Source organism: Martinezella sp. CNPSo 3890, from assembly GCF_057784455.1.
In genome coordinates this window covers 36,530-49,176 of record NZ_JBXSOR010000016.1, presented here as the reverse complement: position 1 = coordinate 49,176, position 12,647 = coordinate 36,530, and the positions used below count along the sequence as shown (strand labels likewise).

Annotated in this window: 17 protein-coding genes and 2 pseudogenes; 15 read left to right on the top strand and 4 right to left on the bottom strand. The window is 59.1% G+C overall.

Features of this window, described 5'->3' with window-relative positions; genetic code table 11:
* Window positions 1–109: 109 nt before the first annotated feature.
* Window positions 110–940: an alpha/beta fold hydrolase gene (locus AC13RC_RS27215; protein ID WP_488559091.1), complete on the bottom strand. Its 831-nt coding sequence runs from the start codon at window positions 938–940 to the stop codon at window positions 110–112.
* Window positions 941–1,081: 141 nt separating this feature from the next.
* Between AC13RC_RS27215 and AC13RC_RS27210 the strand changes: the two genes are divergently transcribed.
* Both AC13RC_RS27210 and AC13RC_RS27205 read left to right on the top strand, forming a co-directional pair.
* Window positions 1,082–2,098 (top strand): GlxA family transcriptional regulator, encoded by a 1,017-nt coding sequence (locus AC13RC_RS27210; RefSeq protein WP_488559090.1) that lies wholly within the window; start codon window positions 1,082–1,084, stop codon window positions 2,096–2,098.
* A 182-nt stretch (window positions 2,099–2,280) separates the two neighbouring features.
* Complete coding sequence (locus AC13RC_RS27205) at window positions 2,281–3,552, top strand: cation:proton antiporter (RefSeq protein WP_145651042.1); 1,272 nt, start codon at window positions 2,281–2,283, stop codon at window positions 3,550–3,552.
* A gap of 127 nt (window positions 3,553–3,679) precedes the next feature.
* Here AC13RC_RS27205 and repC read toward each other — a convergent pair.
* Window positions 3,680–3,871: pseudogene (gene repC, locus AC13RC_RS27200) on the bottom strand (replication initiation protein RepC); the annotation flags it as partial.
* Between the two features lie 33 nt (window positions 3,872–3,904).
* On the opposite strand from repC, the gene AC13RC_RS27195 reads away from it, so the two are divergent.
* The 6 genes from AC13RC_RS27195 to AC13RC_RS27170 all read left to right on the top strand — a co-directional run bounded on the left by AC13RC_RS27195 (window position 3,905) and on the right by AC13RC_RS27170 (window position 7,317).
* Window positions 3,905–4,372, top strand: a complete 468-nt coding sequence (locus AC13RC_RS27195) for a hypothetical protein (RefSeq protein WP_488559089.1) — start codon at window positions 3,905–3,907, stop codon at window positions 4,370–4,372.
* Window positions 4,373–4,576: 204 nt separating this feature from the next.
* Window positions 4,577–4,897: a hypothetical protein gene (locus AC13RC_RS27190; RefSeq protein WP_488559088.1), complete on the top strand. Its 321-nt coding sequence runs from the start codon at window positions 4,577–4,579 to the stop codon at window positions 4,895–4,897.
* A gap of 118 nt (window positions 4,898–5,015) precedes the next feature.
* Window positions 5,016–5,327: an addiction module antidote protein gene (locus AC13RC_RS27185; RefSeq protein ID WP_069610771.1), complete on the top strand. Its 312-nt coding sequence runs from the start codon at window positions 5,016–5,018 to the stop codon at window positions 5,325–5,327.
* A gap of 144 nt (window positions 5,328–5,471) precedes the next feature.
* Window positions 5,472–5,948 (top strand): toxin-antitoxin system TumE family protein, encoded by a 477-nt coding sequence (locus tag AC13RC_RS27180; RefSeq protein WP_488559087.1) that lies wholly within the window; start codon window positions 5,472–5,474, stop codon window positions 5,946–5,948.
* Window positions 5,945–6,313, top strand: a complete 369-nt coding sequence (locus tag AC13RC_RS27175; protein ID WP_113354768.1) for an HVO_A0114 family putative DNA-binding protein — start codon at window positions 5,945–5,947, stop codon at window positions 6,311–6,313. The genes AC13RC_RS27180 and AC13RC_RS27175 overlap by 4 nt, the downstream gene beginning before the upstream one ends.
* 683 nt (window positions 6,314–6,996) lie before the next feature.
* Window positions 6,997–7,317: a DUF736 domain-containing protein gene (locus AC13RC_RS27170; protein WP_069610847.1), complete on the top strand. Its 321-nt coding sequence runs from the start codon at window positions 6,997–6,999 to the stop codon at window positions 7,315–7,317.
* Between the two features lie 80 nt (window positions 7,318–7,397).
* Here AC13RC_RS27170 and AC13RC_RS27165 read toward each other — a convergent pair.
* A pseudogene (locus AC13RC_RS27165) lies at window positions 7,398–7,523 on the bottom strand (WGR domain-containing protein); the annotation flags it as partial.
* Between the two features lie 118 nt (window positions 7,524–7,641).
* On the opposite strand from AC13RC_RS27165, the gene AC13RC_RS27160 reads away from it, so the two are divergent.
* The 3 genes from AC13RC_RS27160 to AC13RC_RS27150 are packed head-to-tail and all read left to right on the top strand — an operon-like array spanning window position 7,642 to window position 9,472.
* Window positions 7,642–7,899, top strand: a complete 258-nt coding sequence (locus tag AC13RC_RS27160) for a type II toxin-antitoxin system VapB family antitoxin (RefSeq protein WP_113354767.1) — start codon at window positions 7,642–7,644, stop codon at window positions 7,897–7,899.
* The gene (locus AC13RC_RS27155; RefSeq protein WP_488559086.1) at window positions 7,896–8,300 is read left to right on the top strand and encodes a type II toxin-antitoxin system VapC family toxin; all 405 of its coding nucleotides are present in this window, start codon (window positions 7,896–7,898) and stop codon (window positions 8,298–8,300) included. Before AC13RC_RS27160 ends, AC13RC_RS27155 begins: the two co-directional genes overlap by 4 nt.
* Window positions 8,297–9,472, top strand: a complete 1,176-nt coding sequence (locus tag AC13RC_RS27150; RefSeq protein ID WP_488559085.1) for a site-specific integrase — start codon at window positions 8,297–8,299, stop codon at window positions 9,470–9,472. The genes AC13RC_RS27155 and AC13RC_RS27150 overlap by 4 nt, the downstream gene beginning before the upstream one ends.
* A gap of 206 nt (window positions 9,473–9,678) precedes the next feature.
* Here the strand turns inward: AC13RC_RS27150 and AC13RC_RS27145 are convergent, their stop codons facing one another.
* A complete protein-coding gene (locus AC13RC_RS27145) occupies window positions 9,679–9,915 on the bottom strand; it encodes a hypothetical protein (protein WP_113354827.1) in 237 nt (78 codons plus the stop codon).
* A gap of 443 nt (window positions 9,916–10,358) precedes the next feature.
* Between AC13RC_RS27145 and traI the strand changes: the two genes are divergently transcribed.
* From traI to AC13RC_RS27125, 4 genes are read left to right on the top strand one after another with little or no spacing between them, the layout of a single operon-like run.
* Window positions 10,359–10,982 carry an acyl-homoserine-lactone synthase gene (gene traI / locus AC13RC_RS27140; protein ID WP_488559084.1) on the top strand — a complete coding sequence of 208 codons (624 nt, stop codon included), beginning with the start codon at window positions 10,359–10,361 and terminating at the stop codon, window positions 10,980–10,982.
* 10 nt (window positions 10,983–10,992) lie between these two features.
* Window positions 10,993–11,973, top strand: a complete 981-nt coding sequence (gene trbB, locus AC13RC_RS27135) for a P-type conjugative transfer ATPase TrbB (protein WP_145635157.1) — start codon at window positions 10,993–10,995, stop codon at window positions 11,971–11,973.
* On the top strand, window positions 11,963–12,346 hold the full coding sequence (locus AC13RC_RS27130) for a TrbC/VirB2 family protein (protein WP_488559083.1): 384 nt from the start codon (window positions 11,963–11,965) through the stop codon (window positions 12,344–12,346). The genes trbB and AC13RC_RS27130 overlap by 11 nt, the downstream gene beginning before the upstream one ends.
* Complete coding sequence (locus AC13RC_RS27125; RefSeq protein ID WP_069610839.1) at window positions 12,339–12,638, top strand: conjugal transfer protein TrbD; 300 nt, start codon at window positions 12,339–12,341, stop codon at window positions 12,636–12,638. Before AC13RC_RS27130 ends, AC13RC_RS27125 begins: the two co-directional genes overlap by 8 nt.
* The last annotated feature ends 9 nt before the right edge of the window (window positions 12,639–12,647 follow it).

Sequence of the window (12,647 nt, the reverse complement as noted above, 5' to 3'; positions counted from 1 at the left end):
CTGCAGCATCCAGACGAGCGCACGGCTGCGTTCTCTTGAATTCTTCACGGTCCAAATCCGCAAGGGCGTCGCCACCTGCGGCGCCCTTGCGTTATGTTACCCAGGCCAGTTAGCCGGCAATGAAGGCAAGAAGATCCGGATTGATGATCTCCGGGTGCGTAGTGCACATCCCATGCGGCAGGCCTTCGTAAGTCTTGAGAGTGCCGTTTTTAAGCAGGGCCGCCGATTTCGGAGCTGAGTCCTTGTAGGGCACGATCTGGTCGTCGGTTCCGTGCATCACAAGCACCGGCACGTCGATCTTCTTCAAGTCTTCGGTGAAGTCGGTCTCAGAGAACGCCTTGATGCAGTCATAGTGTGCCTTGATGCCCCCCATCATTCCCTGGCGCCACCAGTTATCGATGACGCCCTGGTCCACCTTCGCACCCTCGCGATTGTAGCTGTAGAACGGCCCGGCGGGCACATCGATGAAGAATTGTGCCCGATTGGCGGCGGTTGCTGCACGGAAGCCGTCGAAGACCGTGATAGGCAGGCCTTCAGGATTGGATGCCTTCTGGACCATTACCGGCGGCACGGCGCCAATCAACACGGCCTTCGAGACACGCCCTGGCTCAGCACGGGCTACGTAATGCGCAACTTCGCCGCCACCCGTTGAATGGCCGATATGGATCGCGCCCTTGAGATCGAGTGCCCTGACCAACTCCGTGACGTCTGCCGCGTAGGTGTCCATTTCATTACCTTCCCAGGTCTGGCTTGACCGACCATGACCACGACGGTCGTGGGCGATGACGCGATAGCCCTTTTCGAGGAAGAACATCATCTGGTTATCCCAGTCGTCGGCGCTGAGTGGCCAGCCATGATGGAAGACGAGGGCCTGAGCATTCTTCGGTCCCCAGTCCTTAAAGAAAATCTCGGTACCGTCGGTAGTTTTGATAGTCGCCATATCCGTATCCTCCTTAGCTTTCAACGGGGGAAGCAATTCCGCCCCGTGGTTGAATAGTTACCGCAGCTGCGGCATGATCGGGATCGGCGGAACGGACATTTGGCAGGCCAAAACTGACAATCAGAAAGTCGAACTACTATCATGGACGAGGATATCGAACCCGCGCTTCAGGATCGGCAAGGCCCTTCAGTCAGGGCAGCTGAGGTCGGAATCTTGTTGTATGGCGGATGCCAAACAGCCATGGTCCATGGGCTTACTGATATGCTGATGACCGCGAGTAGCTTCTCCGGCGCACGCAATGGCCGAACTTTACGGCTGAGTCACTGGGCAGTCAGCGGGAAAAGTTTCGAGCGTACCTTCGATACCCATGCCGGTGGCGAGGGCCTCCCGGATATTATCGTCGCGCCTGGCAGGTTGTCGGGCCCAGTTACGGCCGCCGAAGCCGCTCCGCTTGCGCTCTGGCTTTTGGAACAACACACGCGCGGAGCCGTGTTGGCGTCGAACTGCGGTGGCGCGTTTGTCTTGGCCGAGACAGGCTTATTGCGGGGCCGCCCTGTAACGACGCATTGGCAGTTTGCAGATCTTCTTCAGACGCGCTTCCCCGATTTACGGGTCGAGCCTGAAAAAATCGTGATCGACGATGGTGATATCGTCACAGCGGGAGGATTGATGGCATGGACCGATCTAGGCATGCGGCTGATCGACCGTCTGTTGGGCCCAAGCATCATGGTCGAAACCAGCCGTTTCTTTCTGGTCGATGCAGGCGGACGGGAACAGCGCCACTATGGGAGTTTCGCACCACGCCTCACGCATGGCGACGAAGCCATTTTGCGCGTCCAACACTGGTTGCAGGCGAAAGGAGCACGCGCCATTTCTGTGGCCGATATGGCGCGCGAAGCCGGGCTTGAAGAGCGAACCTTTCAGAGGCGCTTCAAAGCCGCAACGGGCATCAAGCCCACGGAGTATGTACAGTGCGTCCGTGTCGAGAAGGCCCGCGAACTGCTGCAATTTACAAAACGTACGGTCGACCAGATCGCTTGGTCGGTTGGCTACGAGGACTCTACGGCTTTTCGACGAGTGTTTAATCGGCTTGTTGGGGTGTCACCGGGTGATTATCGTCGGCGCTTTGGTGCCGGCACAGAAAAGGCGGCCGCTTAGCACATACTAGCCTGCGGCCGTTCACTGCCTGCTTTGGGCCTTGGCTGATCACCAGCCGCAATCCAAAGGTTCTTTCTGCTTTCTGCGCCAAGATCCTCGAGGAATTTGAGGGAAGGAAAACATCCACAGCAGGCCCGCAGCGTCTGATCTTCCTCCGGCTGACAAGCCTGTAAGTAGAGGACATAATGGACTACGTCGTCACGCTGTTCATCTTCGGAGTGGTGGTTCTTCTGACGACATGGTTGCCGCTGGCCTTGAAGAGGATTCCGCTATCGCTGCCGATCTGCTGCATCGTTATCGGCATACTCCTCTCGCTGTCGCCGTTTACGCCGCTGCCGCAGAGGAACCCGCTGGAGAATGTCGGCTGGGCCGAACACCTGACGGAACTGGTCGTCATCGTCGCGTTGATGGGGGCTGGTCTGAAGATCGATCGTCCGCTGGGATGGAGACGCTGGATGGTGACCTGGAGGCTGCTTGGCGTTGCAATGCCGCTCTCCATCGCCGCCATCGCGTTTCTCGGCTGGGCTCTGTTGTCCTTACCCCCCGCTTCGGCGCTTCTGCTCGGAGCTGCGCTCGCGCCAACCGACCCCGTGCTTGCTGCCGATGTCCAGGTCGGGCCGCCGCAGACTGGCGAGGAGGACGATATCCGCTTTGCGCTCACCTCCGAAGCCGGTCTCAATGATGGCCTCAGTTTCCCCTTCGTCATGGCCGCGATCGCAATAGCCGGCGCGTCATCTCAAATCGACTGGATCGGCCATTGGCTCGTCGTCGACGTTCTTTGGAAGCTCGTCGCAGGCACGGGCATGGGCTGGCTCGCCGGGCGGGCGTTGGCCCATCTGACGTTCCGATTGCCCAAGGCCGGGCAGCTTGCGAAAACGGGCGACGGGCTCGCCGCCCTCGGCTTCACCTGCGTTTCATACGCTGCCACCGAACTGGTCGGCGGCTATGGCTTCGTGGCCGTCTTCATCAGCGCGTTGACCTTGCGCAGCGTCGAAAGGGGAAGCAGCTTCCACGGTGAGTTGCACGACTTCGGCGAACAGATCGAGCGGCTGCTGATGATGGTTCTTCTCGTCTGTTTCGGCGCTGTGCTTGCCGAGGGCACGCTCCTGGCTCAGGCCGATTGGCGTGTTGTCGTCGTTGCTGTCATCGTGCTGGCAGTCATCCGGCCGCTCGCGGGCTGGATCAGCCTGTTCGGCTGCCATCAACCAAAAGCGGAAAAGGCGATCATCGCCGTGTTCGGCATCCGCGGCCTCGGGTCGATCTACTATCTCGCCTTCGCAACCCAGAGAGCGAAATTCGAACACGTCGAAACCCTATGGGCGACTGTCTTCACGATCATCCTGATTTCTGTTGTCGCCCACGGGATCGCGGTCACGCCCATCATGCGCTGGATCGACCGCGAACGTGGCGTCGACAGCATGCGGCCGATGAAGGGCACCCGAGCAAATGATTGATCCCGCGTCACGCAAGAAGGTGCCAGCCGGAAACTTTTAGAATTCCACATGAATTCAAAGGCTTATTATATAACTTCGGTGACTGCACGGTCCCTCGTATTCGCGCGGAGGCTTTGCTTGGCACCGAATTCGCTCTCAAGAGAGCAAATAGCATCGGACCCAACGAAAATTCCCCTCGTCTCGCCTTTGCAGTGAGATCCCGGAGATAGCCGCCAGCCGAGTTGATGTGCCCGGCACGCATCGTAGATGCAGCTGATCGCAATTACTGCGCCAGCCTGCCCCATTATCTCCAGACCTCCTCATAGGCTGACGGGCTTATGCGCCCGATGATCTTGCCCGCGCTGGCGCTATCGTGTCGCTCGATTACAGCGGAAACCCTGTGATCTATCGCGGCTATGTTCGACCGGACGAAGCCAAGGGCGGTGAGAATGGTTCGGAGGACGCCGAGAATGATGCGGATGCGGCTCGGGCAAACGAAGCTGCCGCGCAGGCTCCCGTCGCTCCCGTGCTAATCCATTCCGCAACGCTGATCGAAGACCTGACGGCATGGAGCACCGCCGCGCTCCGGCTCGAATTTGCTAGCAACCATCGTGTCGCGCTGGCGAGCGTGGTTCACGCCCTGCTGCTGCAGACGGTTCTCACCCATTCGCGCGATTACAGCTGCCTCGAGATTGTACTCACCAGCAAGTCGCTGGAAGCCAGCATGAAGGCACCGCAGAACAACCTCGCGATCGCGGGACTGGCCGTACCGCTCGTTCAGCGAACGCGGAAACCCAACGCTCAAAACAACGTTGGCGGTGATGCGCGCTCTCGGAGTTGATATGACTGCCAAGGCTCACGGCGCTCGATAAACGTTTCTCGACGGATCGAAAAGCGTCACTTCTGCCGCATCGCAGCAAAACATTAGATCCCGAATGATCTATTTATTTCATATCGGTACAGGTACAGATTATCCATGCCAAGAGTGGTGAATATCTATGCCGTGCTATGGGTTGTCTGTCTCATCGTCAGTTCGGGAGCAAGTATGGCGGCAAGCAATCAACCTTTGGAGAGTTCTGATAATGGTACGCTCGCGGAATTGATGCGCCGGCCCAATCCCGACCACCCGGTCATTGTGGCTGTGCCGTCACTGTCTGCATTGCTGCTGAACGCGGAGAAGTTGAATGGAAAGCCACTGACCCAAAGTCAGGTGGAAGCAGTGCGCGACAGCGCTGCCGCCATTGCTGTGCTGACGAGCGCCGCGGAAGCTGTAGAAGAGAGGCGTGGCTACAAGGATGTTGATTTTTCCCATGTCTGGGAGGAATGGCAGGTCCTTCGCAGGCAGTTCGATCAATCTAAGCCGTGATATCGTTTGTATTTGACCTATACGGGCCGCACCTTGGTCATTCGTTTATGTGGCGGCGACAAGTCCTCGCAGACGCGCGATATCGCCTAAGCGAAGAAAATGGCGAAGGAGATCTGACATGGTGCTAGAAACGACCCGCTTTGATGTTCTGGATTACCTGAAAACGCCGGAGGAGCGCTTCGCTTATATCGAAGCGGCTTTTGAGGATGGCGACCCCTCCCTGATCGCTCATGCGCTTGGCGATGTTGCTCGTTCTATCGGCATGAGTGCTGTTGCCAAGGAAGCAGGTGTAACGCAGGAAGCGCTCTATAAAGCCCCGAGCGAGCACGGCGATCCGAAGCTTTCGACGCTGATCGGTGCCGCCAGAGCGCTCGGCGTGAAACTCTCCGTGTCGCTCGCGTCGTCGGACGAGCCATCGAAGGCGGCTTGATTACGAGGTGGCGTGAAGGTTTCCTTCGCCGCCGTCTCATAACGCTGAAGCCGCAGCCTATGCCGAGGCCCGGGCCATCGGCGCGGCTTTGCTCCCCTCCCTCATCCGCCCCGCCGTTTCCAGGCGGACGAAGGCAAGGGTGGTTTGCTGGCTGCCGAGGCAGATGAGTACAGCGACTACCATGCAACGGACATGATCAACGTCCCGAGGCGGCTGAGTAATCAGCCGTCGCCGGTCGCAGCGTCTCTCCGCTGCGACCGGCTTGCTTTCTCCATATCTTGCCCGTTGTCATTCTTGACAACGGTTTTAACTGATGGCATAAATGACAACATGATTGCAGCGACCTTGATCGAACGTTCCAAAACGGTTTTGCCAGCCGGCGCGATTGTCGAGATCGTTATCTGGAAAGTGCCTGAACCTGTTGCCGGAAGCATGCATCTGTTCAAGTATCGACTGTTCTACGGCAAGGATGGTCGCCGCATCGTCGGTTTCGACAATGAGCGGGGTAAGGGTGATCATTGCCATCTGGACGGTGACGAGCAGCCTTACCACTTCACGACGACCGATGCCCTCCTGTCCGATTTTCGGAAGGAGATCATCAAGAGGAGGCAGAAGCCATGAAAGAAGCCTTGATCCAAATCCGAGCTGATAGCGAAGCAGCTCTTGATGAAGCCTTTGACCGGGCGGCTAGCGCGATGCGGTCGGGAAAGCCCTCTGATCCCGTCGCCGTCTTCACTTTTTCCTCACCCGCCCAGCTCTTTTCGGTCATCACACCCAAACGATGGGAATTGATCGAACATCTTCAAAAGATCGGCCCGTCGAGCATTCGCGGCCTTGCCCGCTCTCTCGAACGGGACATCAAGCGGGTGCATGACGATGTGTCAGCCTTGTCTGATTGGGGTATAATCGAACAGACCGACGATGGGAAAATTCATATTCCCTACGAGGTGATCCACGCGAATTTCGATCTGCGAGCAGCTGCTTGATCATCATTGGGGCGAGGGGAACCCCCTTCGGCCCTTCCCCTCGTGCACCCCTGCCCGCCCGCAATGAAACGCAAGGTCGAAGGCAGGCGATGCCGCCGGCTTTTCGGCCGGATCGGTCCGATCGCACCCGGAGCACGACAGACAGGACTAAGACATCCCCGTCGGAAGCATACCGTTCGGTGCAATGCCGGGCGGCTTGGTTATCAAGTGACGGCTTCTCAAACAGCGCCGTTGCCGCTTCTGCTTCCTCCATATGCCGCCGATACCAGCATGTAGGCACGCCCAGGTGATCACCTTCGGGCTGTGGACCGAAACCTTGGCGTTGCTGTAGCGCATTCCCTATTCATCCGCTGTATTGTTGTTGCCGGATCACGCCGGCCAGCGAGATGTTTCCATTGAAGGGATTGAGACGAAACCTAAGCGCCGGACGTATCTTCCTAGATTGCGTTGCCTCAAGTTGATGGCTCATTGCGACCGGCCAGTCGGACAGCAACCGCCGCATTGACGAATTTCCCCTGACTGACGTCATTCCTCGCGAGGCAAATTCCTCCCAGCCGGCGCCGCTCCGCATGCGCTTTGCCCCTCGGGTGCAGTCCCCGCGGCAAATGCCCTGGCATTTGCGCTGACTGTCTTCCGGCCGCTTGATCGTGACCATCGGCAACGCAAACCAAGGAGACACTGCCATGACCGATCTCGTCAACTTCATCCGCGTCAACGAGGACAACACGCTCACCGGCAATGTCGCATCCCTCGCCTACGACCTCGACATTTTCGGGGAGGAATTCGATAGCCCCAACGCCAAGGCTCCGGTCTATCGCCTCTTCGTCAAGACACCTCGCGGACGCCGCGTCGAAATCGGCGGCATCTGGAAGAAGCAGAACCAGAATGGCGGAGACTATTTGACCCTCTCCGTCAACACCGGCTACGGCAGGCTCAACGCCAACCTCGGCCGCTATCCCGGACAGGATGGCGACGAGCTGATGGCCGTCATCCCTTGGGACTGACACCGCAAATCTCCCCCGGTCTTGCCGCCGGGGGCATCGTTCTGCCGTCGAACGTCAAAGAGGCCTGTCCCGCCGGGGGGTTATTTCGGCTGATAGCCGCGTCTGGTTTTCTGAGGTGCCAGCGCATCGATGCCCTTCGAGGGATCGACATCCTTCTCGATCAGTTCCAGCTTTATCTGACCGTGCGTGGCGATCCGGCCCCAACGCCGCTCAAGCCAGACTTACCAAGTATCGATAGCGAGCCATCTGAAGGCGTTCGCTTGCTATCTTCCCAGCAAAGCACTATCTTTGCGGGCCATGATATCCGCGCCAGGAGTGCTCAAAATGCCCGCACCGCGGCTTTCCATCCGCAGCAGCAAGGCACGCGATCTGGCGCACGCCCTGGCCAGACGCACCGGCCAACCAATCAACAAGCTCGTCGAAATTGCGCTCGAGCATTACGACCAAGAACTGCGGCAAAAACCGACACAGACGCCAGCCGACACGCTTTGGGAGTTGATGGCGGAGGGCCGACGGTCCGTGCCGGCCGGCACCACCTACGCCCACGATGATCTCTACGACGAAAACGGTTTGCCGAAGTGATCGCTGTCGATACGTCGGTAATTGTGGCTACATCACTGGGAGAGCCCGAAGCTGAACGGTTTCATGCGCTCGTCTCCCGCGAGGATGTCGTCATTGGCTGGCCGACCTTGCTTGAGGCACGAATGGTGCTCACCGGCAAGAAGTTTCCTAACGCTGCAATCATCATTTCACAGCTCGTCGCTTTGCCAAATGTGATTGCGGTGGCCTTTGGCGAGCGGCATCATTATGTTGCCGAGAAGGCCTTCGACCTGTTTGGCAAAGGTCGCCATCCGGCCAGCCTTAACATAGGCGACTGCTATTCGTACGCCGTTGCCGCGATCGCAAAGGCCCCTCTCCTCTTCAAGGGGAATGATTTCGGGCGGACGGACGTAAAGTGCCATCCCGCATCGGCTACTCAATGACAAGCAAAGCTGTCGTCCGGCCCTCCCCCGCTGATCCAGTGCTGCTCCGCGCCGAGGAGCTGGACGCCCTTGATGCTATCCTGCCCTTCGCCCGCCGCGATCAGCTGGCGGCGCTGCTGACCGATGACGACGTCGCCACCCTTAAGCATCTCGCCAAGGAAGGCATGGGCGCCAATACGCTTCGCGCACTCGCCTCCGATCTCGGCTATCTCGAAGCCTGGTGCGAGCTTGCCACCGGCGCTTCCCTCCCCTGGCCGGCGCCGGAAAGCCTGCTTCTCAAATTCGTCGCCCATCATCTCTGGGATCCCGCCGAGCGTGCCGAGGATCCCACGCATGGTATGCCGGCCAACGTCGAGATCGGATTGCGCGCCCAGGGTCTACTGCGTGTCGATGGCCCGCATGCGCCAGACACGGTACGCCGGCGGCTGACGTCCTGGTCGATCCTGACGCGCTGGCGCGGGCTAACGGGATCATTTGCCGCGCCTTCCCTGAAAACCGCATTGCGCCTGTCTGTGCGCGCCACGCCGCGACAACGCCGCCGCAAGAGCAGACGAGCCGTCACCGGCGATGTGTTGGCAAAGCTGCTGGCCGCTTGTGCTGGCGACCGCCGCGTCGATCTTCGCGACCGCGCCCTGTTGCTGACTGCCTTTGCCTCCGGCGGCCGCCGGCGCTCCGAAGTCGCTGACCTGCGAGTAGAGGATCTGGTCGACGAGGAGCCGGTGCATGCCGATCCGAGGAATGCCGCCTCCCCTCTCCTGCCGTGTCTCACCATCACTCTCGGCCGCACCAAGACGACGACGGCCGACGACCGCACGCACGTCGTTTTGATTGGTCGGCCAGTCGAAGCGCTCAAGCGGTGGCTGATGGAGGCCAGGATCGACGCCGGACCGGTGTTCCGGCGCATCGACCAGTGGGGCAATGTGGATCGGCGGGCGCTGACGCCACAGTCGGTCAATCTGATCCTGAAGACACGCTGCAGCCAGGCCGGTTTGGATCCGGAGCTGTTTTCGGCGCATGGACTGCGCTCCGGATATCTGACGGAAGCCGCCAATCGCGGCGTTCCTTTGCAGGAAGCCATGCAGCAATCCCTACACAAGTCCGTGGCGCAGGCGGCGAGTTACTATAACAATGCGGAGCGAAAGAACGGACGGGCGGCTAGGTTGGTAATCTAGTGGCCGCCCGAACTCAGAATTATGCCCTTTTTGAGCGGTGTGGTGACTTTTCAGCGATGCTGGAAAGGTCGACCTTCTTGCCGGCGACATCGGCGATGATTTTCAAGCTACCACCTAGAGATTCAATGTAATCTCGGAGTGTCCACAGCTGCGCATGGTCGAATAGCGTAACAATTACAGAGATGGAAATCCCGGCCACCCGCTTGTCAACGATCAAGCAGGAGCCGGTCGAGTTTGCTGCTCGGATTCCCGAACACCAGATCCTTGAACAATGCGGAAACGATCCGCGGGCGCGAACCTGTTCTCTCATCGATCAACACCACCGAGAGCCTCTTGATCTCGATGGTGATTGTGCGTGCATCGTCACTGCGACGATACCTCCATGCATCGAGCAAATCGAAACCGTTCCGTGCGGCCCATGCCGCGACAATCTGCGCCGTCATGACGTGTCCTTCGGATGAGACGGCCACCATGTCCGCTCAAATCATCCTGCCCTATCGAAATAACTCGAACGGAGGAAAGGGATCCAGCGCCGGCTGGGCCAAGCGGTCGATTGTCGAAAACTGTTGCAGCTTGGACTCACACTTGAGGTGCGAGGTCGATCAACAGCAACCTTTGCATTGCTCACCCCCAGCATGGCCCGAACGACCACCGTGGCCGCCATCAGTTCGCGCCCATGCGAAATCCGCCACAAATCGCATGGCTCGAAATTTGCGGGCAGGCTCTGGTACCACATTCAACGGAAACGCTGTTGAAATATTGATCTTCCAGCATCTTTCCCAAGTCACCCGACCCAGGCCGCTACCGATTTGTAGGATTCTACAACTGCCACACGATTCCAATCTGTGCTGATTTCTCCGCGGAAGAAACAACGACGGAGAAGTTCATGCGAGTTGTCGCGTTCTCGACGCCCCGGACGATCCAGGAGACGCATCTCCTCCACATGCATCACAAACTCCGTGCCCGCGTGTTCTCCGGTCGCCTGGGTTGGGACGTCAAGGTAACCGCGGAATGCGAGTCCGATGACTTTGACGCTCATGGGCCAACCTACGTCCTCGCAATCTCCGCCTGTGGCCAAGTGGCCGGATGTGCAAGGCTGCTCCCGGCCCTTGGTCCGACCATGGTGACCGAGGTCTTTTCCTCGCTTCTCCCGAATGGCCGGCTAAATGCCCACCGCGCAATGATCGAAAGCTCGCGCTTTTGCGTCAACACCGCACTTAAGGAGGGAAGGGAAACGGGTTCAGTGCATGAAGCAACGCTGACCATGTTCGCGGGAATCATCGAATGGTGCATGGCGAACAACTTCTCGGAAATCGTCACGGTGACCGACGTCCGCTTCGAGCGGATCCTCGCTCGTGTCGATTGGCCGCTCCAGCGCCTCGGCCGACCCAGGAAGATCGGTGGTACCATGGCGGTAGCCGGCATCTTACCTGCCAATGAGGAGATGTTTCAGAAGCTCCGCCCTTCCAACTACCAGTCGGAATTCACCCCTAGCAACCATGCAGTGTAAGGAGAAATCGGTGAACCAGCTTCGCTCTCACCCCCGGCTTGTCCGCAAACTTCAAGAAGCCCTCGGCGATCAGCTCTGCGTCGCGCTAGATGATCCGACCGTCGTCGAGATAATGCTCAATCCGGACGGAAAGCTCTACATCGAACGGCTTGGGCACGGTATCGCTCCGGCCGGCGAGATGTCGTCGGCCGCCGCCGAAATGGTGATCGGCACGGTTGCCCATGCCCTCCAGTCCGAAGTCGACGCCGAGCAACCCATCATCTCCGGAGAGCTACCGATAGGCGGTCACCGGTTCGAAGGTCTGCTGCCGCCGGTGGTCGCCAAGCCTGCCTTCACGATTCGCCGACGCGCTTCGCGTCTAATCCCGCTCAACGATTATGTGTGCTCCGGCGTTATGACACAGGACCAGGCCTTCACGATTCGAAGCGCGATCTCCTCCAGGCTGAACATCATCATTTCGGGTGGTACCGGGTCTGGCAAGACAACGCTCGCGAATGCGGTGATCGACGAGATCGTGAAATGCGCACCAGAGGATCGGCTCGTCATTCTGGAGGATACGGCCGAGATCCAATGTACGGCGGAGAACGCCGTTCTTCTTCATACCAGTGACACTGTCGACATGGCACGGCTCTTGAAGAGCACCATGCGCCTGCGTCCCGATCGGATTGTTGTCGGCGAAGTCCGCGACGGTGCCGCTCTCACCTTGCTCAAGGCATGGAACACCGGTCACCCGGGTGGAGTGGCAACCATTCACTCGAACACCGCCCTGTCGGCGCTGCGTCGTCTTGAGCAGCTCACGGCGGAAGCAAGCCAGCAGCCCATGAACGAGGTGATCGGCGAAGCCGTCGATCTCGTTATCTCCATCGAACGGACAGCGCGCGGGCGGCGCGTTCGCGACGTCATCCAGGTCGAGCGCTTCGTCAACGGCCGATATGAAATTGAATCCGACCAACTTAGCGAAGAACAGGAAGAAGCACATCATGTCGTGTAAGAACTTGAGTTTCATCGTTGCGCTGCTTGCCGCATCCTTCGCTCTTGCTAGCGTTACCCCAGCGTTCGCCAGTTCTGGCGGCAGCCTGCCCTGGGAAGGTCCGTTGCAGCAAATCCAGGAATCGATCACCGGTCCGGTCGCCGGCGCCATTGCACTGGCCGCCGTGGCCATCGCTGGCGGAATGCTGATCTTCGGCGGCGAGCTCAACGATTTCGCGCGGCGCTTGGTCTATGTCGTCCTCGTCGCCGGCATCCTGCTCGGCGCCGCCAACATCGTCGGCCTGTTCGGCGCGACCGGTGCCTCGATCGGATTGCCGGACGCGCAGCTAACATCGAACGGACAACGCTTGGACGGGGAGAGGACTCATGACTGAGCCCGTATCTGGCCTGCAGCGCAACCGCATTCACCGTGCGCTCTCGCGTCCGAACCTCCTGATGGGCGCCGACCGCGAACTAGTGCTGCTCACCGGTCTGGCCGCGGTCATCCTGATCTTCGTTGTGCTGACCGTCTATTCCGCGCTCTTTGGAGTCGCCGTTTGGATCGTCATCGTCGGACTTCTCAGGATGATGGCGAAGTCCGACCCATTCATGCGGCAGGTCTATATCCGGCATATCTCGTACAGACCCTATTATAAGGCGACCACGTCGCCTTGGCGCCGGTATTGAGGAGACGGC

What these genes read in the sequence shown, in the direction of transcription:
- AC13RC_RS27125 (WP_069610839.1), top strand. Translation starts at nt 12,339, where the DNA reads ATGACTGAGCCCGTATCTGGCCTGCAGCGCAACCGCATTCACCGTGCG.
- AC13RC_RS27160 (WP_113354767.1), top strand. Translation starts at nt 7,642, where the DNA reads ATGCCCGCACCGCGGCTTTCCATCCGCAGCAGCAAGGCACGCGATCTG.
- AC13RC_RS27150 (WP_488559085.1), top strand. Translation starts at nt 8,297, where the DNA reads ATGACAAGCAAAGCTGTCGTCCGGCCCTCCCCCGCTGATCCAGTGCTG.
- AC13RC_RS27215 (WP_488559091.1), bottom strand. Translation starts at nt 940, where the DNA reads ATGGCGACTATCAAAACTACCGACGGTACCGAGATTTTCTTTAAGGAC.
- AC13RC_RS27190 (WP_488559088.1), top strand. Translation starts at nt 4,577, where the DNA reads ATGGCGGCAAGCAATCAACCTTTGGAGAGTTCTGATAATGGTACGCTC.
- AC13RC_RS27145 (WP_113354827.1), bottom strand. Translation starts at nt 9,915, where the DNA reads ATGACGGCGCAGATTGTCGCGGCATGGGCCGCACGGAACGGTTTCGAT.
- traI (WP_488559084.1), top strand. Translation starts at nt 10,359, where the DNA reads ATGCGAGTTGTCGCGTTCTCGACGCCCCGGACGATCCAGGAGACGCAT.
- AC13RC_RS27130 (WP_488559083.1), top strand. Translation starts at nt 11,963, where the DNA reads ATGTCGTGTAAGAACTTGAGTTTCATCGTTGCGCTGCTTGCCGCATCC.
- AC13RC_RS27210 (WP_488559090.1), top strand. Translation starts at nt 1,082, where the DNA reads ATGGACGAGGATATCGAACCCGCGCTTCAGGATCGGCAAGGCCCTTCA.
- AC13RC_RS27170 (WP_069610847.1), top strand. Translation starts at nt 6,997, where the DNA reads ATGACCGATCTCGTCAACTTCATCCGCGTCAACGAGGACAACACGCTC.
- AC13RC_RS27175 (WP_113354768.1), top strand. Translation starts at nt 5,945, where the DNA reads ATGAAAGAAGCCTTGATCCAAATCCGAGCTGATAGCGAAGCAGCTCTT.
- AC13RC_RS27185 (WP_069610771.1), top strand. Translation starts at nt 5,016, where the DNA reads ATGGTGCTAGAAACGACCCGCTTTGATGTTCTGGATTACCTGAAAACG.